Origin of the sequence: Neobacillus drentensis (assembly GCF_021560175.1) — a bacterium.
GTDB lineage: Bacteria > Bacillota > Bacilli > Bacillales > Cytobacillaceae > Neobacillus > Neobacillus drentensis_A.
The window spans coordinates 270,334-292,715 of record NZ_CP091110.1; the positions used below are offsets into that span (position 1 = coordinate 270,334).

The 22,382-nt window shown below is 37.5% G+C and carries 21 protein-coding genes; 18 read left to right on the plus strand and 3 right to left on the minus strand.

What is annotated here, in order from left to right:
• Positions 1-30: 30 nt before the first annotated feature.
• Both L1999_RS01450 and L1999_RS01455 read right to left on the minus strand, forming a co-directional pair.
• Entirely contained in the window at positions 31-231 is a 201-nt protein-coding gene (locus L1999_RS01450; RefSeq protein ID WP_215046687.1) for a YdiK family protein, read from the minus strand.
• Positions 228-950, minus strand: coding sequence for a CPBP family intramembrane glutamic endopeptidase (locus L1999_RS01455; RefSeq protein ID WP_235741921.1), 723 nt, complete (start codon positions 948-950; stop codon positions 228-230). Before L1999_RS01455 ends, L1999_RS01450 begins: the two co-directional genes overlap by 4 nt.
• Before the next feature lie 375 nt (positions 951-1,325).
• Between L1999_RS01455 and groES the strand changes: the two genes are divergently transcribed.
• From groES to L1999_RS01540, 17 genes are all read left to right on the plus strand, one after another.
• The gene (gene groES, locus L1999_RS01460) at positions 1,326-1,613 is read left to right on the plus strand and encodes a co-chaperone GroES (protein ID WP_235741922.1); all 288 of its coding nucleotides are present in this window, start codon (positions 1,326-1,328) and stop codon (positions 1,611-1,613) included.
• 90 nt (positions 1,614-1,703) lie between these two features.
• On the plus strand, positions 1,704-3,335 hold the full coding sequence (groL, locus tag L1999_RS01465; protein WP_235741923.1) for a chaperonin GroEL: 1,632 nt from the start codon (positions 1,704-1,706) through the stop codon (positions 3,333-3,335).
• Between the two features lie 547 nt (positions 3,336-3,882).
• On the plus strand, positions 3,883-4,176 hold the full coding sequence (locus tag L1999_RS01470; protein ID WP_235741924.1) for a hypothetical protein: 294 nt from the start codon (positions 3,883-3,885) through the stop codon (positions 4,174-4,176).
• A gap of 179 nt (positions 4,177-4,355) precedes the next feature.
• Entirely contained in the window at positions 4,356-4,853 is a 498-nt protein-coding gene (locus L1999_RS01475) for a TRAP transporter small permease (RefSeq protein WP_235741925.1), read from the plus strand.
• A gap of 2 nt (positions 4,854-4,855) precedes the next feature.
• Positions 4,856-6,151 carry a TRAP transporter large permease gene (locus tag L1999_RS01480; protein ID WP_235741926.1) on the plus strand — a complete coding sequence of 432 codons (1,296 nt, stop codon included), beginning with the start codon at positions 4,856-4,858 and terminating at the stop codon, positions 6,149-6,151.
• Positions 6,152-6,208: 57 nt separating this feature from the next.
• Positions 6,209-7,246 (plus strand): TRAP transporter substrate-binding protein, encoded by a 1,038-nt coding sequence (locus L1999_RS01485; RefSeq protein WP_235741927.1) that lies wholly within the window; start codon positions 6,209-6,211, stop codon positions 7,244-7,246.
• A gap of 110 nt (positions 7,247-7,356) precedes the next feature.
• The gene (locus L1999_RS01490; RefSeq protein ID WP_235741928.1) at positions 7,357-9,204 is read left to right on the plus strand and encodes a sensor histidine kinase; all 1,848 of its coding nucleotides are present in this window, start codon (positions 7,357-7,359) and stop codon (positions 9,202-9,204) included.
• A 56-nt stretch (positions 9,205-9,260) separates the two neighbouring features.
• On the plus strand, positions 9,261-10,010 hold the full coding sequence (locus L1999_RS01495; protein WP_235741929.1) for a response regulator transcription factor: 750 nt from the start codon (positions 9,261-9,263) through the stop codon (positions 10,008-10,010).
• An 88-nt stretch (positions 10,011-10,098) separates the two neighbouring features.
• Positions 10,099-10,422, plus strand: coding sequence for a cupin domain-containing protein (locus L1999_RS01500; RefSeq protein ID WP_235741930.1), 324 nt, complete (start codon positions 10,099-10,101; stop codon positions 10,420-10,422).
• A gap of 140 nt (positions 10,423-10,562) precedes the next feature.
• Positions 10,563-11,606, plus strand: a complete 1,044-nt coding sequence (locus tag L1999_RS01505) for an AraC family transcriptional regulator (protein WP_235741931.1) — start codon at positions 10,563-10,565, stop codon at positions 11,604-11,606.
• Positions 11,607-11,904: 298 nt separating this feature from the next.
• Positions 11,905-14,175 carry a glycoside hydrolase family 2 protein gene (locus tag L1999_RS01510; RefSeq protein WP_235741932.1) on the plus strand — a complete coding sequence of 757 codons (2,271 nt, stop codon included), beginning with the start codon at positions 11,905-11,907 and terminating at the stop codon, positions 14,173-14,175.
• 194 nt (positions 14,176-14,369) lie between these two features.
• Positions 14,370-15,119, plus strand: coding sequence for a response regulator transcription factor (locus L1999_RS01515; RefSeq protein ID WP_235741933.1), 750 nt, complete (start codon positions 14,370-14,372; stop codon positions 15,117-15,119).
• A gap of 263 nt (positions 15,120-15,382) precedes the next feature.
• Positions 15,383-15,547, plus strand: a complete 165-nt coding sequence (locus L1999_RS01520) for a hypothetical protein (protein WP_215046708.1) — start codon at positions 15,383-15,385, stop codon at positions 15,545-15,547.
• An 82-nt stretch (positions 15,548-15,629) separates the two neighbouring features.
• Positions 15,630-16,451: a glycosyltransferase family 2 protein gene (locus tag L1999_RS01525; RefSeq protein ID WP_235741934.1), complete on the plus strand. Its 822-nt coding sequence runs from the start codon at positions 15,630-15,632 to the stop codon at positions 16,449-16,451.
• Positions 16,452-16,601: 150 nt separating this feature from the next.
• Entirely contained in the window at positions 16,602-17,486 is an 885-nt protein-coding gene (locus L1999_RS01530) for a glycosyltransferase family 2 protein (RefSeq protein WP_235741935.1), read from the plus strand.
• 27 nt (positions 17,487-17,513) lie between these two features.
• Positions 17,514-18,947, plus strand: a complete 1,434-nt coding sequence (locus tag L1999_RS01535; RefSeq protein ID WP_235741936.1) for an oligosaccharide flippase family protein — start codon at positions 17,514-17,516, stop codon at positions 18,945-18,947.
• Between the two features lie 33 nt (positions 18,948-18,980).
• A complete protein-coding gene (locus L1999_RS01540) occupies positions 18,981-20,147 on the plus strand; it encodes a nucleotide sugar dehydrogenase (RefSeq protein WP_235741937.1) in 1,167 nt (388 codons plus the stop codon).
• A 92-nt stretch (positions 20,148-20,239) separates the two neighbouring features.
• On the opposite strand, the gene L1999_RS01545 is transcribed toward L1999_RS01540, so the two are convergent.
• The gene (locus tag L1999_RS01545; RefSeq protein WP_235741938.1) at positions 20,240-20,827 is read right to left on the minus strand and encodes a hypothetical protein; all 588 of its coding nucleotides are present in this window, start codon (positions 20,825-20,827) and stop codon (positions 20,240-20,242) included.
• Positions 20,828-21,080: 253 nt separating this feature from the next.
• Between L1999_RS01545 and L1999_RS01550 the strand changes: the two genes are divergently transcribed.
• Positions 21,081-21,713, plus strand: a complete 633-nt coding sequence (locus tag L1999_RS01550; RefSeq protein WP_235741939.1) for a fumarylacetoacetate hydrolase family protein — start codon at positions 21,081-21,083, stop codon at positions 21,711-21,713.
• Positions 21,714-22,382 lie beyond the last annotated feature (669 nt).

Here is a 22,382-nt window from a genome sequence, read left to right on the forward strand (position 1 = left end):
ACAGGCACCATGGGTGCCTGTCACCTTTTCTTACTTCTTCACATTATTTTTATACTTTATATGAAAAAGGATCATCTTGACGCCGGAACCAAAGTCGAAGGTGGCCAGTATCACGAGCAGGTAGCCGAAGAATCCCCAGCCGTTTGTTTGGACATGGTCGATGGCAAAATAGGTAAACAGCGTACCGAGAAAGAGGTAGATAAAACCGGAAAACAAGGGTGAACGTCTCATAGAAAGCCTCCGATAAAGTTTTGAATCGCTTCCGCCTCTCGTCTTAGTCGTTCAATATCATCTTTATAAACAGATTGAACCAAAACAACCATTGTGTTCATCGATACATGAGCAAAGATCGGAACAATAATACGTTTTGTTTTGACATAGAGAAATGCAAACGTAAAGCCCATCGCCGCGTAAAGTAAAATATGCACAGGCTCCATGTGGGCTAATGCGAAGATAACGGAACTAATTAATGCGGAGATGAAAAAATTATATCGTTTAAATAGTGCACCAAAAATAATTTTGCGAAAAACGATTTCTTCCAGAATAGGGCCAATGATGCTTGTAACAAGGATTGCCAGCGGCAGGGTTTCAATGATTTTGAGGATATCCTGTGTATTTTCCGAACCCATTTTAATCCCTAAAAGGCGTTCGATTATAGCTGCAACATACTGGGCAAATAAAGCTAAAAATACCCCTAATACTGCCCATATTGCCGAATATCCAAATGAAGTCCCTTTCTCATCCAAACTACGTGTATTCATTTCCTTCCGTAAAATAAGGAGGATAATGATCAAGGCGATCGAAAAACTGGCAATCAGATACACAGGAACAGCAAGTCTTTGACTGATATCGAAATGCTTAAAGCCAAAAATTAAGATAGGAAGCCCCACTAGACTTGAAAACTGCATAGCTATATAAACAATAATGACCCACCAATATTCCTTTTTCAAATGACAATCTCCTTTATGTATAGTTATAGGATGCAACGAGTAACTAACGATAATGAATAGGTCCGATATAAGCACTAATATTTATTTTACTCTTAAAGCAGTGATGGTTTCAATTTAGATGTACTGTTTCATCAAAATTGAAGGACTCTGGCTGTGGAAACCCTAAATAGTTATTTTCTTTTAAAAAGGAGGTATAGATTGCCTGCTTTTTCACATACTTTATAAGGTTGTAAAAAAGAAAATTTCTTTGTAAAAATTTATGCATCCTACTTGCAAAAGATTTTAAGATTCATTATTATAATAATTGTGTTAGCACTCATCAGAGGAGAGTGCTAATAAAGAAAAAACTACATATATTTGAGGAGGTTGTTTGAATTGTTAAGACCTTTAGGTGATCGTATTATTATTGAGCTTGTGGAGTCAGAAGAAAAAACTGCAAGCGGAATCGTATTACCGGATTCAGCGAAAGAAAAGCCTCAGGAAGGTAAAGTTGTTGCCGTTGGTACTGGCCGTGTTCTTGAAAGCGGTGAGCGTGTAGCACTTGATGTGGCTGTAGGTGATCGTATTATCTTCTCAAAATACGCTGGTACTGAAGTGAAATACCAGGGTGTTGAATACTTAATTTTACGTGAAAACGATATCCTTGCTGTAGTAGGCGAGTAAATAAAAGCATTTAAGCCTGACACATACATGTCAGTTATTGAACTTTAAAGAAATAGATTCAGAGTAAAAATACGAGGAGGTTTTTTTACAATGGCTAAAGAAATTATGTTTAGTGAAGATGCACGCCGCGCAATGCTTCGTGGTGTTGATGCTCTAGCAAATGCAGTAAAAGTTACGCTTGGACCTAAAGGACGCAACGTGGTTCTTGAGAAAAAATTCGGTTCTCCACTGATCACGAATGACGGTGTAACCATCGCAAAAGAAATCGAATTAGAAGATGCATTCGAAAATATGGGTGCTAAACTAGTAGCTGAAGTAGCTAGCAAAACAAACGATGTTGCCGGTGACGGAACAACAACTGCAACAGTTCTTGCTCAAGCGATGATTCGTGAAGGGTTAAAGAACGTTACAGCTGGTGCGAACCCAATGGGTATCCGCAAAGGAATTGAAAAAGCAGTTACTACAGCTGTTGAAGAATTAAAAGCGATCTCTAAACCTATCGAAAGCAAAGCTTCAATCGCACAAGTTGCGGCGATCTCTGCTGCTGACGAAGAAGTAGGTCAATTGATTGCAGAAGCAATGGAGCGCGTTGGTAACGACGGCGTTATCACAATTGAAGAATCTAAAGGCTTCACAACTGAGTTAGATGTAGTTGAAGGTATGCAGTTCGACCGTGGTTATGTTTCTGCCTACATGGTAACAAACACTGACAAAATGGAAGCTGTTTTAGATAACCCATATATTTTAATCACAGACAAAAAGATTTCTAGCATTCAAGAAATCCTTCCAGTTCTTGAGCAAGTAGTACAACAAGGCAAGCCACTATTACTTGTTGCTGAAGATATCGAAGGTGAAGCATTATCTACATTAGTAGTAAACAAACTTCGCGGAACATTCAATGCTGTTGCTGTTAAAGCTCCAGGCTTTGGCGATCGCCGTAAAGCGATGCTTGAAGATATCGCTGCATTAACTGGCGGTGAAGTCATCACTGAAGAGCTTGGCCGTGACCTTAAATCTGCAACCATTTCATCTTTAGGCCGTGCCGCTAAAGTTGTTGTAACAAAAGAAAATACAACAATTGTTGAAGGTGCTGGTGCAACAGATGAGATTCAAGCTCGTGTAAACCAAATCCGTACTCAATTAGAAGAAACTACTTCTGAATTTGACCGTGAAAAATTACAAGAGCGCTTAGCTAAATTAGCTGGCGGTGTAGCAGTTATCAAAGTTGGTGCCGCTACTGAAACTGAATTAAAAGAGCGCAAACTTCGTATCGAAGATGCATTGAACTCAACTCGTGCAGCAGTTGAAGAAGGTATCGTATCCGGTGGTGGTGTAGCCCTTCTTAACGTATACAGCCGTGTGGCTGAGCTTCAAGAAGAAGGCGATATCGCAACAGGTATCAACATTGTTCTACGTGCAATGGAAGAGCCAGTTCGCACAATCGCACACAATGCTGGTCTTGAAGGATCTGTTATCGTTGACCGCTTAAAGCGTGAAGAAGTTGGAACAGGCTTCAACGCAGCTAACGGCGAGTGGGTAAACATGATCGAAGCTGGTATCGTTGACCCAACTAAGGTTACTCGTTCAGCTCTTCAAAACGCTGCTTCTGTTGCGGCTATGTTCTTAACAACTGAGGCAGTTGTTGCTGATAAGCCAGAACCTGCTGGTGCTGCTGGAATGCCTGACATGGGCGGCATGGGTGGAATGGGCGGCATGATGTAATGACTGCCTAAACCCTTGATATATAAGGGTTTTAAAGTGATTTGCTAACAAAATGCTAACATTAAGTATATATAAGAGGCTTCTCATTAGTTGTATAAACTTTTGAGAAGCCTCTTTTTTCATTCTTACGTAACATGGAGAAACACATTTTTTGTTAATTGATCATCAGTATCCCCAAGCCGGTCTAGGATTTGTTCGAGTGATACACCTGTCTCTGCTAAGAGAGATGTATCGGCTTGGCAAGTCAATATGCTGAAAAGGTAAAAATGGCTAAATAATCAGATAGGAAACAAATTAAGAGGTTGTCCCAAAATGGTGGGGTAATCTCTTTTTTGCTATATTCCATTTTTTTAATACGTTGATGTAGTTCGGTCCCCAAGCAGTACCGCCAAACTTTAATAAAGTTCTTCTGCACGGTTTATAAAGTTGTTTTTTGACAAGACTGTTGAAAGCTATTTAGTGAGTCAATCACCACTAACATCTCTAACCGTTATACCCCCAATACAAATCAGATAAGGTATATATCAACAAAAAAAGGAGAAGGAAAATGATCCACTTACTCTATTATACAACCCCATTTATAGCGGCATTTATCATATACGGCGGCTTTTTTCGATATAAGAAGCCCACTATTTTAACTAATAAAATAAAATATTATCATGCTTTGGAAGAATTAGAAAAAGATCCTAAAAATGAGGAATTAAAACTAGTAGCCAGAGAATTTGGCCGCAAATTTTATGGATCTGCAAGAATCACCGGTATTGCGAATACGTTTGACGAGTCACTCATAAATTGTGAAATTATTGCATCATGCGAAGCTGATGAAAAAGATGCAAAGTAAAAGTTGATACTGATTTTTTTGAAAATTGCGGGGATTTTTAGTGTACGATTGTACTAACCTAAAAAAAACATAAAAAAATCTAAAATTAGCACGGTTTCCCATAGGCATGAAAACATTTACAATAAACACATGAAAGCACTTACAATATTAAAAGACTTAAAAAGGAGGGGGAATTGGTAGTGAAAGCCTTAAAACGATTTTGTCTATTCATAGATAGTCTTTTTGAGAAAGTAGCGATAGGCTCACTGATAGCCATGATTATCATCGTTACGCTGCAAGTTTTCACGCGAAAGTTGTTTAATTTTGTATTGTTTTGGTCAGAGGAAGTTACTCTTTTATTATTGTGTTGGTTTTCGTTTATGGGGATTGCCATAGGTGTTCGAGAAAAATTGCATTTAGCCATTGAATCCTTTACCGCAAAACTGCCTCCAGCAATAATTAACATCATCGAAAAATTGGTATCACTTGCTACCATGGCTTTCGGTTGGTATTTGTTGAAATATGGCTGGGATTTCACCGTTTTAATGGGTGATTCAACTTTACCGGCAACTAAATTATCAAATGCTTGGGAATATGCTGTCATGCCAATTACAGGATTTATGATGATCATTTATGCCTTCTTGCAATTAATTGGTGTTGACACAAGGAGACATAATATTGAAGGTGGTGGCCATTAACGATGGATCAAACAACGATTGCGATAATTATTCTTCTAGTTAGCTTTGTTATCATGCTGCTGCTGCGTTTTCCAGTGGCGCTGACATTGGCAGGTTCCACTGTCATCACAATGATCTATTTGAACATGCCGCTTGAGGTTATTGGTCAACGGATGATTCAGGGAGTAAATTCATTTGCATTATTAACCATTCCATTCTTTATTCTGGCTGGTCAATTAATGAATGAGGGTGGTTTGGCCGCTCGTTTAATTAACTTTGCCATGCTTGCAGTCGGCCGTGTCCGCGGTGGTTTAGCAATGGTTAACGTCCTTGCCTGTTTATTATTCGGCAATATTTCAGGCTCTGCTGCCGCGGACGTTTCGTCAATCGGTTCAGTAATGATTCCAATGATGAAGAAAAAGGGATACAGTAAAGAATTTGCAACTGGCTTAACTTCTGCTGCTGCTATTCAGGGTGTAGTCGTTCCGCCAAGTCATAACTTAATTTTGTACTCTCTTGCTTCCGGCGGCGTATCGATTGCAACCTTATTTATGGCTGGTGTAGTGCCAGGAATCCTGCTTTGTGTAGCACTTATGTTTGTCAGCCGCATTTTGGCTATCCGTCAAGGCTTTACTCAAACTACCGTCATTGAGAAAAAAGAGGTTCCTAAGGTCATTAAAGATGGAATCATATCGGTTATGCCGATTGTCATCATCCTGGGCGGAATCTTCTCAGGCTGGTTTACCGCTTCAGAATCAGGTGCAATTGCTGTTTTGTATGCAATTATTGTTACCTTCTTCGTCTTTAAGGAAATTCCGTTCAGCCGGATGTGGACCATTCTGATCAGAACCTTCAGGACGGTCTCCATGGTGTTGTTCCTAATTGCAGCATCCAATGCTTTAGGTTATGTCCTTGCGTTCCTGCAAGTACCTAACATGGTTACAAATGGATTATTAAGTATCTCTGATAATCCGATTATTATCCTATTGATTATCAACGTATTGCTACTCATCCTTGGATGCGGCATGGATATGGCACCACTTATTCTGATTATGACACCAATCCTCCTTCCTGTAGTTACTTCATTGGGGATGGATCCGGTTCATTTCGGTATCATTCTAATGTTAAACTTAGGGATTGGGCTTTTAACACCTCCAGTTGGAACGGTGTTGTTCATAGGCTCCGCAATCGGCGAAGTCCCTATCATGAAAGCGGCCAAGGCCATGGCTCCGTTCGGATTGGTGCTCTTGGCGGCATTAATGATTTTAACCTATGTACCAAGCATTTCATTATGGCTGCCTAAAGTACTAGGCCATTAAAAATGGTTTCAACAATGAATCTATAAAACTATTTATTAATTTGAGAGGGGTTTTATTATGAAGAAGTCACCAAAACGTTTATCCGTAATGCTAACTGCAGTACTTGGGGCAAGTTTAGTTCTTTCCGCCTGTTCAGGAACGGGAAATTCAGCAAAAACCAGTGGAGATTCCGACTCAAAATCTCAAGGTAAAACATACACTTTCCGGTTGGCTGATACCCATCCGGACAATTACCCAACTGTATTGGGCGATAAGAAGTTTGCCGAGCTTGTTAACAAGAAATCTAATGGCCGCATTAAAATTAGCGTGTTCCCTAATGGACAGTTAGGAGACGAGAAATCAGTAATTGAACAGGTTCAATTGGGAGCAGTTGAGTTCACGCGTGTTAGTGCCGGTCCATTGGCTGAATTCAGTAAGCCACTTGGTGTATTCAGTCTTCCATATATCTTTGACAACTCTGAACACGAATGGAAATTCTTAAATGGTGAAAAAGGACAGGAAATGTTAAAGAGTTTAGAGGCGTCTAAAATGGAAGGCCTGGCTTACTATGATTCTGGTGCCCGCAGCTTCTATTCTACTAAACCTCTCAAGGACCTTAATGATCTGAAAGGCCAAAAAATCCGTGTACAACAAAACCAGATTAACATTGACTTAATTGCCGCACTTGGCGGCAGTGCCACTCCAATGCCTTACGGAGAAGTATTCAGCTCACTTCAAACAGGTGTTATCGATGCAGCTGAAAATAATGCACCAAGCTATGTTTCTGCTAACCATTATCAGGTAGCGAAAAATTTGATTCTTGACGGTCACCAGCGAGTGCCTGAAATTCTATTAGCAAGCAAAACTATTTGGGATAAGATAAGCGATGCAGATAAAAAGATTATCCAAGAAGCTGCAAAAGAATCTGTAGAAACAGAACGTGCAGAGTGGGAGAAAATGGAAGAAGATTCCCAGAAGAAAATTGAAGATTCTGGCGTGAAAATTGTTGAGGTAAAGGATCTTAAGCCTTGGCAAAAGAAAGTTGAACCTGTAATCGAAAAGTATCGCGCTGATTATGGTGATATTCTTGATGCAATCGATAAGGCAAGGAAATAAACTAATACCTTTTGGGAACTATATGGAAAAATAATAGGAAGAGCTATGCTAGAAATGTTATTATTATAGCATGGCTTTTCTTTTTATCTTACATAGGAACAAGGTGAAATATGCAACGGTTTGGAAGACATACTTTTGCCCGGCTAACGAGTATACTGCTAATAAAAGATCAGTCACTGGTTCGCAAGTTATTTGTTTTTGCAACATTGCTTGTTGTTGTTCCGATTGGTTTTATCGGATTTTTTTCCTATCAGAAATCAGTCGAAGTGCTTGAAAATGAAGCACGATCAAATAGCTGGCAAATTATAAGGCAGGTAAACACGCATATCGAGTATTATGTAGGCGATTTTGAGATTGATATATTAAAAATTTTAAACAACCAGACGCTCAACCGATTTCTTCAAATGAGTAGCCAAGAGGAATTTGATTCGAGTGAAATGGCATCTAATGTCCAGCGTATGCTTCAAAATGCAGCCTACTCCAGGTCGGATATAACCAATATTACTGTATCCGTCAATAACGTAGCCACGGTCGATGCAAGTGATATCCGTTACAATCGATTTCATCCCAAAGAGTCTTTTGATCCGGAATTTTTTCAAAAAATCCTGCCGGACACCGCTGAACCTGTTTTTTTCACACGGATGCTTACAGATGGTGAGAACAACGAGTATGTGATTTCCATTGCCAGAAGGTTGTTTAGCCCGAAAACTCTTAAGCCAATTGGTTATATTGTGATGGATGTAAACTTTAAGCGGTTTAAGGAAATTGCCAGCCAGGTAAGTATTGGCCACTCGGGATTTATGTATATTGTTGATTCACAGGGGAATTATGTCTATAATCCAGATTTCTCCCAACTCGGAAAAAAAGCTTCTCTTCAAAATATAGAAGAAATCCTTCATGGGGAAAGCGGTTCATTTGTGACAAACGGAAAGGACAAAGAATTGCTCACGTATACCCATTCTGGGTTTCTTGGATGGACCGTCATTACATCTATTTCTTATAACGAACTGATTAAGAGTTCAGTTTATATAAGAAACACTATATTTATTACGATTCTCATTACATTGTTGATTGCAATTATTCTTGGAGTAGGTTTATCAAGAAGTATCATTAAACCAGTAAGAGGACTGCAAAGGATGATGAAGCGAGTGGAGAAAGGGGATTTTAGCGGACAAGTGAAAGTCTTATCCAAAGATGAGATTGGTGAGCTGTCACAGGGGTTCAATAAAATGCTGATCCGTTTAAATGAACTTGTAAATGAAGTTTATCTTTCTAGAATTCGGGAAACGGAAATGCTGTTCCGTCAAAAAGAAATTGAACTAAAAGCACTACAGGCACAAATCAATCCACATTTTTTGTTTAATTCCCTCGAGACCATTCGGGGAATGGCGTTGGAATACGGAGTAGAAAACATATCAGATATCTCTGCGTCATTGGCAAAGTTATTACGTTATAATTTAAATAATAACTCTCAAACCGTATGGCTGTCGGAAGAAATTCATCATACGAATGTATACCTTCGAGTTCAGAAATACCGGTTTGATGAAAAATTGGAATATGAATTCTTCATACCAGACTGGGCGAAAAAACAACCAATTGCCAAGTTCTCCATTCAGCCGATCGTTGAAAACTCGTTTAAGCATGGGATTGAACCTTCTGGCGGTGTATCAAAAATCACCATAACGGCGTTACGGGATTCAGAGGATGCTTATGTCATTACAATTCAGGATAATGGGATCGGGATTTCTCCAGAGAAACTGGAAGAAATTCGACGAAATTTAAGTGAGAAGGATGTAATGGATGGGGGGCCAGGAATCGGCATCGTGAATGTCCACCGAAGAATTGTACATCTTTTCGGAGATGAGTATGGAATAAGCGTACAAAGCAGTCCAGGAAGCGGAGCAATCATAATCATTCGCCTGCCGTTAATGAGGCACATTGAACAAGCTGATTTATAACAAAAGATAATGGTCGTACATTTTTAAAAATGATTGCTTTATTGGGAAGTGATAGCATGTATACGATTCTTCTGGTCGATGACGAGAAATGGGTTCGAACTGCATTGCGACATACGATAATCAAGACAGGGCTCTCCTTTAAGGTGATTGGTGAATGCTCCAATGGATTGGAAGCTTTGGACTTTTTAAAGGAACAAGCTGTTGATTTGGTAATGACAGATGTTCGGATGTCCGTGATGGACGGGTTATCCTTTGTGACAGCAATGGCAAATGGTGTACATCAGTCAGAATGTATTATGATCAGCGGATACGATGACTTTAAGTATATACAGCATGGCCTTCGTTCAGGAATTTTTGACTATCTGCTTAAGCCTGTAGAGTTGGAGGAACTTAAGGAATGCCTGGAAAACTGGGCAAACCATCGTCAAAAAATAAGTGAATATTCAGCGAATAGTTTGGTAAAAGAGGCAGATCCCTTAGAATTATCCACTATCGAGAGAGTTATTAACTACGTCAAAAGCAAAGTTCCGGGTGAAGTCACTTTAACAGATGCCGCAAATTACGTCAATTTGAATCCAAGTTATCTCAGTAAGCTATTTAAAGACAAAACAGAGCAAAACTTTGTAGACTTTGTTGTTGAAACCCGTTTAAATGAAGCAAGGCATCTGCTTGTTTCGACCTCTTTAAGAGTTTGTGAAATAGCTGACAGGCTGGGTTATTCCGATATTACCTATTTTAGTAACATGTTTAAGCGGAAAAATGGAGTAACTCCATCTGAATATCGAAAAAGGGTAAGTACGAATTAAAAAGGATATTGCAGTTTTTGTAAATATCTTTAGAAAAAACTGTCTGGATTTAGTATTTTGATAAATTAATTGAAAGGAGGTAATTGACTTGTTTTTCTTTGGAAAGAATGAGCAATTTGTTGATGCGGAAGAAGGTGCTAAAAGAAAACTTTTAGGAAGGGGCGGCACCCTCATGATGGCAGAAGTAAGTTTTCAGAAGGACGCTATTGGTGCCATTCACGCTCACACTCATGAACAGGTTAGTTATATTGTTCAGGGAAGTTTTGAGTTTCATTTGGACGGAGAGGTCCAGCGAGTGGTAAAAGGGGACAGCATTTACGTCTCCTCAAATACATTGCATGGAGTAAAGGCACTTGAAGACAATTCGATTATATTGGACGTGTTTACACCGCAGCGGGAAGATTTTGTTTGAAGTGTGTGAAATTAAAATTTTAACCCATAATGGCTATGTGAGAAGAGAAAAAAATTTGTGACTAGTTGATTTATTATCTACAAGCAAAAATGATTCAAATGAAATGTCTTTATTTCCTTGTCTGATAGGAGTGCATTTTAATGAGACTAAAAGGTTATAAGAATTTGTTGGAGATAATTAATAAAAAAACTGACCTAGAAGAACATTTAATGCAGAATCCAGATGAGGTTTCGAAAAACTCTAAACAACAACCTTTCATTTTTGAACATAAGCTAGGGAACGACAATTGGAAAATTATTATGGATATAGATGAGGAAGGAATTATAACATCTTATCCTAATAATGAGGTGAAAACCAATAAGTTTTCAATAAGGAGAAAAACTAAGTTCATCCCTATTTTAAAACACAAACATGAATATATTGAAATGGTATATGTTTTAGAAGGAAGTTTTATTCAAGAGATAAAAGGAAGACAAGTTGAAATGAATAAAGGGGATTTATGTATTTTAGACAAAAATATCGTACATAGTTCCTTGCCTTTAAGGGATTCTGATGTGGTTGTCAATATTATTATAACACCGGAATTTTTTGATGGTATTTTCATGCATTTATTGTCAGATGATAACTATATTTCTAATTTTATCATCAATAGTCTTTACTCTAAGAGTAAAGTACAAAATTTCTTAATGCACCATGTAGCAGAAGATTCTGTCATAAAGATCATATTAGAGAACCTTCTGATAGAATATTATACACCAGAAATTAGATCTTCAGCAGCTATTAATGGCTACTTGCTAGTTCTTTTTACAGAACTATCAAGAGAATTTACTTACAGTACGGGAGAACTGATAAAGGATGAACAGCATAAGGTAAAGAAAAGAATTTTAACCTACATTAGAAATAAATATAAAGATACAAATCTTAATGAAATGGCGGAATATTTTCATTTTCATCCAAGTTATCTGAGCAGCCTCATCAAAAAAGAATTTGGTAAAAACTTAAAGGACTTACTGACTGATATTCGAATGTCAGAAGCTGAAAATTTACTTAAAAATACAGATATGACAATTGAAAATATCGTTCTTGAAGTCGGGTATAACTATAGTTCCTTTTTTAAAGTATTTAAAAAAACATTCGGTATGACTCCAAATCAATACAAAACAAACTTGGATAAAAATAAGTGAAAAAAGGGCAAATGAGCCTTAGAATGAATGTCTATAGATCATGAAAATCCTGCCGGAATAAGGTGGGATTTCTTTATGTTATAGGTTTGTTGTTCATTAGGAATAATGAAACAACCTAATCCTAAAAAAACATATAATCTCCTTAAAAAATGACATTACCTGATTATTCTATTAAATGATAAAATTCAGGGTAAGTAAGCGCTTTATAAATAAAAAAAAGGAGGTAATTTATAAGATAATAGTAAACTCAAACGTACTGTAAACGCATTATCAATGGGGAATAGAATGGGGGAGACGGATGTTCTGGATTAATTTTAAAAAATCAGTACTACTTATGCTGGGGATCTTGCTGTTATTTTCGCTTGCTATACCAAGTGTGAATGCAGAGCAAGGAAATAAAGATACAGCAGACATTACAGGTAGAATTGTAAAGAATATTAATAAAGATTGGACATTCCATAAGGGTACACAAGGTACAGATGAAAATTATAGTGCCAGTAATTTTAATAATAGCAGTTGGCAGAAGATAAGCCTTCCACATACCTGGAACGTAGAGGATGGCAGTGGGATTACAGAAAATTACAAAGGTGATGGATGGTACAGAAAGGAATTGAATATTCCGGCTTCCTACAAAGGTAAAAAATTATACCTGCAATTTGAAGCAGCAAACAAAGAAGCAGAAGTATTTGTAAATGGTAAGTCTGTACATACCCACATTGGCGGGTATAGTGCATTTATAGTTGATATTACAGACTATGTAAAGTACGGGGATGAAAATATTGTCGCCGTAAGAGTAAACAATGAAGTGAAAGATTCGGCACCATTACAAGGAGACTTTACTTTCTGGGGTGGAATCTACAGAAGTGTAAATCTATTAGTTACAGATAAAACTCATATAGATGTAAACGATTATGGTTCAAGTGGTGTCTATGTTACCATTCCAAATAATCAATTCATTGAGAAAAGCGCAGAAGCCACACTTACAGTACCAGTTACAATTAGCCGGGATGATGTCGAAAGTAAATCTAACTCTATTGAAGTAAGAGCCTTAATAAAAGATGCAGAGGGAAAAATCATATCAAGAACAGAGTTAAAGGCAGATGGGAAAAAGTTGAAGTCTGCAGATCTTTTAGGAGATCAAGCCGTTTTTACTGGGACAATGAAAGTAAGTAATCCACATCTTTGGAATGGAACCAAGGATCCTTACCAATATACCGTTGAGGTTGCGATTTCAAGAAAAGGCGATGTAATTGACAAGGTGAATGAAAAAGTAGGATTCCGTTATTACTCCATAGATCCTGATAAAGGATTTTTCCTAAATGGTAAAAGTTATCCGCTCCATGGTGTTGACCTTCACCAGGATAGAAAGGGTTACGGTAATGCAGTACCAGATTCAGTCAGAGCAGAGGATTTTGAACTTATTAAGGAAATTGGAGCAAATACATTGAGATTAGCTCACTATCAACACTCACAGTATGATTACAATAAAGCTGATGAAATGGGCTTGGTGGTGTGGTCTGAAATTCCATTGGTCAACAAAATGTCACCGACGAAAGAATTTTCTGATAATACTGAAAAGCAATTGACTGAGTTAATCAAGCAAAACTATAACCATCCTTCAATCGTAACCTGGGGTCTCGAGAATGAATTTGGAGGAAGCGGCTCTTATATGAGTGACACCAGTCTAACTGATGAAGAGCAGTATGCCAAGGAGACAGAATTGATTAATCGTTTGGCAACGAAGGCAAAAGAATTAGATCCAAACAGACCTACTACTCAAGCTCTTCAGGGGAATTCATCTTTTTTGGGTACTGAAGGTTACTCTAAAATTTTACAAAAATCTTTAGCCTGGAACCAAAGTGCAGGTGTGGATCTTGCCTCCTTTAATACGTATTTTGGTTGGTACTATAATAAAGCAGGTGAATTAGCCCAATATCTGGACAATTTACATGAAAAGTATCCGAATATACCACTGGGTATTTCCGAGTATGGTGGAGGTGCAAACCCTTATCAGCATCAATTGATAGATGACAATTTTATCAACAACTGGAATAAGAATCGGTCGGACTCACGCGGTCCATGGCAGCCAGAGGAATATCAAAATTATCTTCATGAAAGTGCATGGAACATTATTAGTCAGCGTCCTTATTTATGGGCAACACATGTCTGGAATATGTTTGACTTTGGCGTAGCTGGTAAAAATGAAGCCACAACTCCAGGTATTAATACCAAGGGTCTCGTATCATATGACCGACAAGTTAAGAAGGATGCATTCTATTTCTATAAAGCACAATGGAATAAAGACGACAAATTCGTTTATATCACAAGTAGAAGATATACCGAAAGAAAAGAAAGTATAACACCGGTAAAGGTTTATTCAAACCTTAAGGAAGTTACTTTAACGGTAAATGGAAAGGATTATGGTCAGGGAAGATTGCAGCAATCCGGTGTATTTGTGTGGGATAATGTAGAACTACAAGAAAATGACAATAAGGTAACTGCCTCAGCTAAAAAAGCAGATGGAACGAATGTAACAGATTCTGTTACTACTTGGAAGGTTGTTAAATAATCTTATAGGAACTAATGAGCGGAAAAGCTGGTATGAAGAATTTTATCATGCCAGCTTTTACTTAAATTAGCATTATAAAAAGAACATGAAGATGCAAACTGCACATTGAGTGATTAATAATCTAGTCTACGAAACTAGCTCAATCCTAGAATGTACATATTCAATTACAGTGTAAGAAAAGGAAGGGGAGTACTATGAAAACAATCTTATTAGTTGACGATGAAAAATGGGTTCGAACTGCCCTAAAATGGACAATCAATAAGTTGGGTCTTCCCCTACATATTATCCATGAATGTGTAAATGGATTAGATGCAGCGGATTGGATCAAACAAAATGAGGTTGACCTTATTATTTCGGATGTTCGTATGCCTATAATGTGTGGACTATCACTTGCAAAAGAATTGAATCAATTGAATAGGAAACATGATCTCATCGTGGTAAGTGGCCACAATGAATTTCATCTGGTTCAACAGGCATTAAGAAACCGCGTGATAGATTATCTCCTTAAACCAATTGAAGAAACTGAACTAAGAGAATGTCTTGAGAAATGGTTATCTAAACGGACGATTGAGGAAACAAAAAGAGATAATCAACAAGAAAAGGATGATACATTCCCTGCCTCGCCGATAGAGCAAGTTCTGTTTTATATCGAAAGGACACCATTAGATCAAATAACATTAAAAGATGCTGCAAAGAGCGTGCATATGAATCCGAGTTACCTCAGTCAACTGTTCAAACAGCAGCTTAATATTAAGTTTGTTGAATATATTACTGAGCTCCGAATAGAAGAAAGCAAAAGACTATTACAACATACTGCCTTAAGGATCTCAGAGATTACGGAGAAGGTCGGGTACTCGGATATAGCCTATTTTAGTAATAACTTTAAACGGCTTATGGGTTGCTCCCCATCAGAATATCGAAAATCTGTTACTGGAGTCAATTAACTGGCTCTTTTTTTATTAGCCTCTTTTGTGGGAACTGTTGGAAGCTACATCTAGAAATAAACCTAAACGAAAAACCTAGGGTTAACACCTCTAGGTTTTTTGTGTTTTGCCGATAATGCCAACCAACCAGTTGGATTATTAAATTCGACTAGGTTACCTTTACAAAAATTATAGATAAATTTTCAGAAAATTTACAATCCCGCAAAAGAAGGTCAACATTTTTATCTTATATTGTTAATTGGATGAAAGAGGAGGGTACAAAAGTGATTCGTCAAAAAATTTATTTCATGGTAGATGGCTTGGTTTTTGAAGTCGATGAAGCAGAAATTTCCTTGGAGCAATTGAGAGGATCAGATACAGACGAACCGATGGAATTTAGAAAATTAAAAAGGAATGACCATGATTCTTTTAAAGTTGAGCGTGATTAATATTCTCTCTGAAACTTGATAGTGTCCGCGTAAAGAAGGGTTTCTTTATTGAAAAGCCTTATAATGAGAGGGATGTGATCAGTTGAGTATTACTGTTGTTATACCTACTTATAACCGAGCAAACAAGCTGAAAAATTCCATTGATAGTGTCTTGGAACAAACATATCCTGTCGATGAAATCATCATTGTTGATGACTTTTCAACGGATCAAACAGAACAGGTAGTTCGGTCGTTTAATAGTGAAAAAATAAAATATGTCGTCAACTCATTTAAAAAAGGAGCAAATGGTGCACGAAATACGGGGATTATGTTGGCTAAGGGACAATATATCGCCTTTCAGGACAGTGATGATAGATGGTTACCTGAAAAAATAGCAAAACAATATCAATACATGATCGAACATCCAAGTGTTGATCTGTGTTTCTGCAGCATGAATCTTATAGGAAGTAAACATGGAATTGTACCCAAGCGGCATGTGAAGCCGAAAGAAATCGCCACGCAGCTTGAGAAAGGAAATTTTATTAGTACCCAAACCATTTTCACGAAAAATAAAGTGGCAAAAAGCATTCTATTCGACGAAGACCTGAAACGATTTCAAGATTGGGATTTTGTTTTGAGAGTGGCGAGAGACTATAACATTCACCATTTAAATGAAAATCTTGTAGAGGTAGAAGTCCAAGAAGATAGTATTAGTAAAACGATAAAAGAGGTAGAAGCGCTTAAGGAATTTTTCACTAAACATCCTTATTTGACCAAAACACACCTGGTTAATAAAGCTCGTTATTACAAAATCCTTGTTCATGATTATATAGGTCAGGAACAAGCCACTAAGGCAATCATGAGTTTATTGACATATAACTTTTATCGTTTTTTTAATAAGGTGATTAATCGGAGACTGGTGTAGTTGTTAAAGAATAGTAGTTAAGCTGCAAAAGGATTTGCAGTACTCAGTTTGTACAGATGATTAAAAGGTAAAAGAGAATATAAAATACAACATCAATTGAGGACAACAAAGCCATAATCGGTTCTTTGAGATCGTTAGGAAGGAAGTAAAATGGAAAAAGTCGATATATTGCTGCCGATTTACAATTCAGTCTCTGAAACTCGAAACTGCATTGAAAGCATTTTGGAAAATACACCACAAGATTCCTTTAATTTATACTTATTGGATGATAAAAGTACGGATGTTCAGATCGAATACATGACAAAGTACTATTCGGAAAACTACCCCAAAAATATCTTTGCGATCCGGAATAACGAGAACCTCGGCTTTCCAGGGAACGTTAATAATGGGTTTGCGATCACGAAAAATGATGTGATTATCCTGAATAGTGATACATTGGTTGCTGGAAATTGGCTGAAAATCCTGGCTGACGTGGCCTGCAGCGATGAATCAATCGCCGCGATTAATCCAATGAGTAACTACGGCGTTTTAGCAGGACTTCCCACTCCCAATAGTACCGTAAATGAACTATTTTCGTTTAAAGAGCTTGCAACGGCGTTCCAAAAAAGTAAAGAAACTGGATATATCGAAACACCGCTGTTAATCGGTTTTTGCATGTACATGAAAAGAAATGCATTAAAAACGGTTGGGGTGTTTGATGCTGAGGCATTTAAACGCGGATATGGAGAAGAAACGGACTGGTGCATGAGGGCCAGACAAAAAGGGTATAAACTGGCGGTGGCAAAGGCAGCCTATGTTCACCACATTGGCGGAAGTTCATTTGGTGCGGAAAAAGAGCAGCTGCAAAAAAGGTCGAGGGAAATTCTACTGCAGCGTTATCCGCAAATTGATACTGAAATAGAACAGTTTGTAAAAGGAAACCACTTTAAAGCGATGAGAAGGAACATGATGTGTAGTCTGCCGTTTTTTCAAAAGAAAGCCGGGGGCAAGTTAAAAATAAAAATGATCAAACATTTTGTTTCGAACCGTATCTAGTCAACTAAGAAGGAGCTAAAAAATGTAGTGGGTAAACTTGTCTCGAATTATTTTTTCACCGTCCTGTATCAGTTGTTATTAATGTTAACCCCATTTATTACAACTCCATATATAGCAAGAATTTTGAAGGCTGAAGGAGTCGGGACGGATGCCTATGTATTATCGGTAGTACAGATTTTCATTGTTTTTATTGTTTTAAGTTTGCCGATGTACGGAAGCAGGCAAATCGCAATAAAAAAAGATCAGGAAGAAGCTTCAGTTGAATTTTGGTCTATATTTACCTTCCAACTCATTGTCTCTATTTTAAACCTAATCGTTTATTTGATTTTTATTCAGACTGTTTCGTCTCATAAAGAATTGTATTATATTCATATTTCAACTCTATTATCCTATAGCTTGGATATATCCTGGTATTTTATCGGCAAAGAGCAGATTAAAATGATTGCGATTCGAAATATGATGATTAAGATTGCAGGCATTTTTTTGATTTTTACTTTCGTAAAGCATTCACAGGACCTGCCGCTATATGTTGCTATTAATGGCGGCACGCTGTTAATCGGGCAATTAATTATGTGGAGGCCATTATTTAAGGAAATTACATTTGTGAAGCTGTCGATAAAGGACATGAAAGAACATATTCGTCCCATTTTTATCTTGTTTATTCCGCAATTAATGATCCAAGTCTATGCATTGATTAACAGGATTGTTCTGGGAAATATTTCTGGCGAGATACAGGTGGGGTATTACAATCAGGCATCTAAAGTGGCGAGAATAGCAATTGGCATAATCAGTTCACTAGGAACCGTCTTACTGCCAAGAATGGCTTCAGAGTTTTCCAAGGGAAACAAAGAACAATTGAAAAGGTACACGGACTATACACTGCAGTTTGTATTGATGATTACATTACCGATGACGTTGGGTCTAATGGCGATTTCGCCCAATTTTGTAAAATGGTTTTTAGGAGCAGAATTCACAAGTGTTTCAAACACGTTGATTCTGATGTGTCCAGATATCATTTTTGTGGGATTGGCTAATGTATTTGGTATTCAAATATTAGTTGCAACCCAACAGCAAAATAAATACACCATTTCGGTCACGGTTGGCGCTTTTTTGAGTTTACTAATTAATTTGCTATTGGTCCATTCATATGGAAGCATCGGGACAACGACTGCGTTATTGGTCGCCGAGGGAGTTGGAGCAGTGTTACAAATGTATTATGCAAGGAACTATTTTCACTTTAAAAACTTTTTACTGTTATTTAGTAAGTATCTGATTCTCAGTGTGCTTGTTTTCATACTGGCAGTCTATTTAGGGAAGGTTCTATCGGTTCCTCCCATGCTGTTAACGGTGATCCAGTTGATCGCAGGTGCATTCATCTATTTGGTTGGATTACTGATAATAAGGGATCCCCTTCTAAAGAAAACGGTTAAGGGTTTTTACAACCATTATAGAAATGATTGATAAGACATTAGACGTAGCGGAGATGTATTGAAAATGAAAATTACCATTGCAGGAACCGGCTATGTAGGATTATCCAATGCGATACTTTTAGCCCAACACAATGAGGTCATAGCTCTTGATATTATTCAAGAGAAAGTAGATATGATTAATAATAAAAGATCTTCTATTATTGATCATGAGATTGAAGAATTCTTAGCAACAAAAGAACTTAATTTAACCGCAACAACAGATAACTATAAAGCTTTTAAAGATGCGGAATATGTGATTATATCAACGCCGACAAACTATGACCCTGAGAAGAATTATTTTAACACAAGAACGGTTGAAGCGGTAATTGCCAATGTTCTTTCCATAAACCCAGATGCTGTCATGGTGATTAAATCTACTGTTCCGGTAGGTTACACGGATAAAGTAAAAGAGAAGTTTGAAACCGACAATATTATTTTTTCACCGGAGTTTTTAAGGGAAGGAAAAGCTCTTTACGATAACTTGTATCCTTCCAGAATTGTGGTTGGTGAACAATCAGAAAGAGCGAAACTATTTGCTGATTTAGTAGAGGAAGGTGCCATAAAAGAGGATATTCCTGTTTTGTTTACGAATTCAACGGAAGCGGAAGCGATTAAACTATTTGCTAACACTTACCTGGCAATGAGGGTTGCTTTTTTTAATGAACTGGATTCCTTTGCCGAGGTCAGAGGATTAGATACCAAACAGATTATCGATGGTGTTGGCCTCGACCCGCGTATAGGGAACCATTACAATAATCCTTCCTTTGGATATGGCGGCTATTGCCTGCCGAAAGATACAAAGCAGTTATTAGCCAATTATACTGATGTACCGAATAACATCATGACGGCTATTGTGGATGCCAATAGAACGAGGAAAGATCATATTGCCGACATGATTATCAAGAGAAATCCGCAAATAGTTGGTATTTATAGATTAACGATGAAAATGGACTCGGACAACTTCAGACAATCAGCTATTCAAGGGGTCATAAAGCGCATTAAGGAAAAGGGCATTGAAGTAGTTGTATATGAACCTGCTTTACGTGAAGAGAAGTTCTATCATTCTAGGGTAATTAATGAACCATCAGAGTTTAAAAGAGTAAGTGACGTTATTGTTGCCAATCGATTATCGGATGAATTATTGGATGTTGCGGATAAAGTGTATACAAGGGATTTATTTAGTAGAGATTAAAATTTCAACAATCTTATAAAATTAGGAATATAGCTAATAATAAGGAATGGTTATGGCGAAAAAATAGCCCCTCCATCTAAAGATGGGAGGCTCTAATTAGATTCATTATTTTCAAGTAGATTCTTACTCATTACTCTTTTAGTTATTTGTCTAATGCCTGCAATGCTAACTCTCATCCAAATCCAACTATATACGATGCTGAAACCTTCTATAGCAAGGATGGTGGTGGGGTTAATATCACTTGAAATGGATGGACCCAGTACCGGAAAGTGGAAAATAAAGAGCAGCAAAAGGATTCCTGCAGATAATGCCAGTCCTCCCGTCAAGGTAACGGAAATTTTTTGTTTGGACCATTTGAATCCCAGCCCTAATGCAACCCCTAATAGCCCGGTTGTAAACAGAAAGACCAAAACCTCCGAGGGCTGGATAATCAGCAGTAAAATGGCGGTTACTACATAGGTAAGCAGGCCAAATTGAACAGAGATAACAGTAGACAGTACAATGGGCCCAGTAGCCATCATGCTAAACGCATAACCGAAACCGCCAATTAACCCAGCAGACTGTAAAATTGCCGCAATGGCTCCTAAAAGGCTCCCCAGCAGCATCTTCGTATTCCTCGGATAATCGACAACGGATACTTCATGAACCTTCAGAAGAAAACGGATGCCCCTTTTTAACACTTGCAACATACTCCCTTCCGCATAAATGAACCTCGCCAAACTTCGGGCGGTGCCTGACACCTTTCGGTTGTATAGGATGGAGATTGGTGCCATCTCTAACATGTATTCTTGTAGAAGTAATTGATGCATGGTTTTTTCATGGACAGACTTTTAATTGGCCGAGCTCATTAATGGTGTGATTAATGTATAGCGAAAAAGCAGATGATAACTGATTAAAAGAATATTAAAATTAGATTTGGAAGGGGTTTTTTATATGGAAAACATTCGAAATATCTATTGTGTAGGCAGGAACTATGTATCACATGCTAAGGAATTGAATAATGATATTCCAACATCGCCTTTTTTGTTCTCTAAGCCGACGCACGCTTTGGTGGAGACATGCGGACAAGAGATTAATCTGCCGGGTGACCGTGGGTCTATTCATTATGAAGTGGAATTGGTTGTACATATTGCAAAGTCCTATGAAAAGGGAATGAAAGTTGACGAACTTGTTGATCGTATGGCGCTTGGGATTGATTTTACACTAAGGGATGTGCAAAGTGAGTTGAAGAAAAAAGGATACCCATGGTTGCTTGCAAAAGGCTTTCCAAACTCTGCTGTATTAACTCCCTTTATTGAGTTCCCGGATATCGAAAAATGCAAGCAATTTGATTTTTCACTCTGGAAGAATGGTGGGCAAGTACAGCGAGGGAATATTCAAAATATGATTTTTGATTTACAAACCATTATTGATTTTAGCGCGTTACATTTTGGTCTTGGAAAAGGAGATATCATTTTTACAGGAACGCCTGAGGGAGTTGGGCCTGCAGCAGAAGGTGATAGGTTTGCTCTCAAATGGGGAGAAAATACACTTGGAGAGTTTTCCGTATCTTTAAAAAATAAATAGACGAGTAAGCTAAAGAGTGAGATAAACTGGTCGGAAAGGCTTAACTAAGAAATAGTCAAAGCCATGTTATATAAGTTTGAACAACGGTATGTCCATTCTTGGAATTTGAATCGACTGGCAGCAAGCTATTAAAGGACTTGATCTCCTAGCAGCAGTTGCCTTCGGCTTTGGGAATAAAAATAAAGCATCTTAAAATTAAGATGTATTTAAGGTATGTTTCCTAAAGCGTCTTTTTTATAAAATTCTAAAAAAGAGACCGCGGAAAAGTTAAAATCATAATAATTCTCAAAGAGCAATGTTTTTATATGCATTGCTTTTTTTGTATTGGAAGGCACTGAAGGCCACTTAAAATTAGGTTGAGTGTTAAATTGGCTGTTGATTTCTTGTTTTAATATAAAATCATTTGTGCTATTTTATAAAAAATGCAGATTTTTATAAATATTCTTTATATTTGATTTTATATAATTAGATTTAAGTGAGCGCTTAAGTAATATATCAAAGGGGTAGGAGGCGGAATCAGTTTCTGTGCTAGGGTTTCGAATATCTAGTTTTATCTTGGTAAGTTATCAAGTAATTTAAAAGTTAGGAAATGAAAAGAAGTAAAGAGTTATGGAATGCGACTTATTTCGAAAAAGAACATGGATTTAATCCCAACCATGTGCTTAAAGT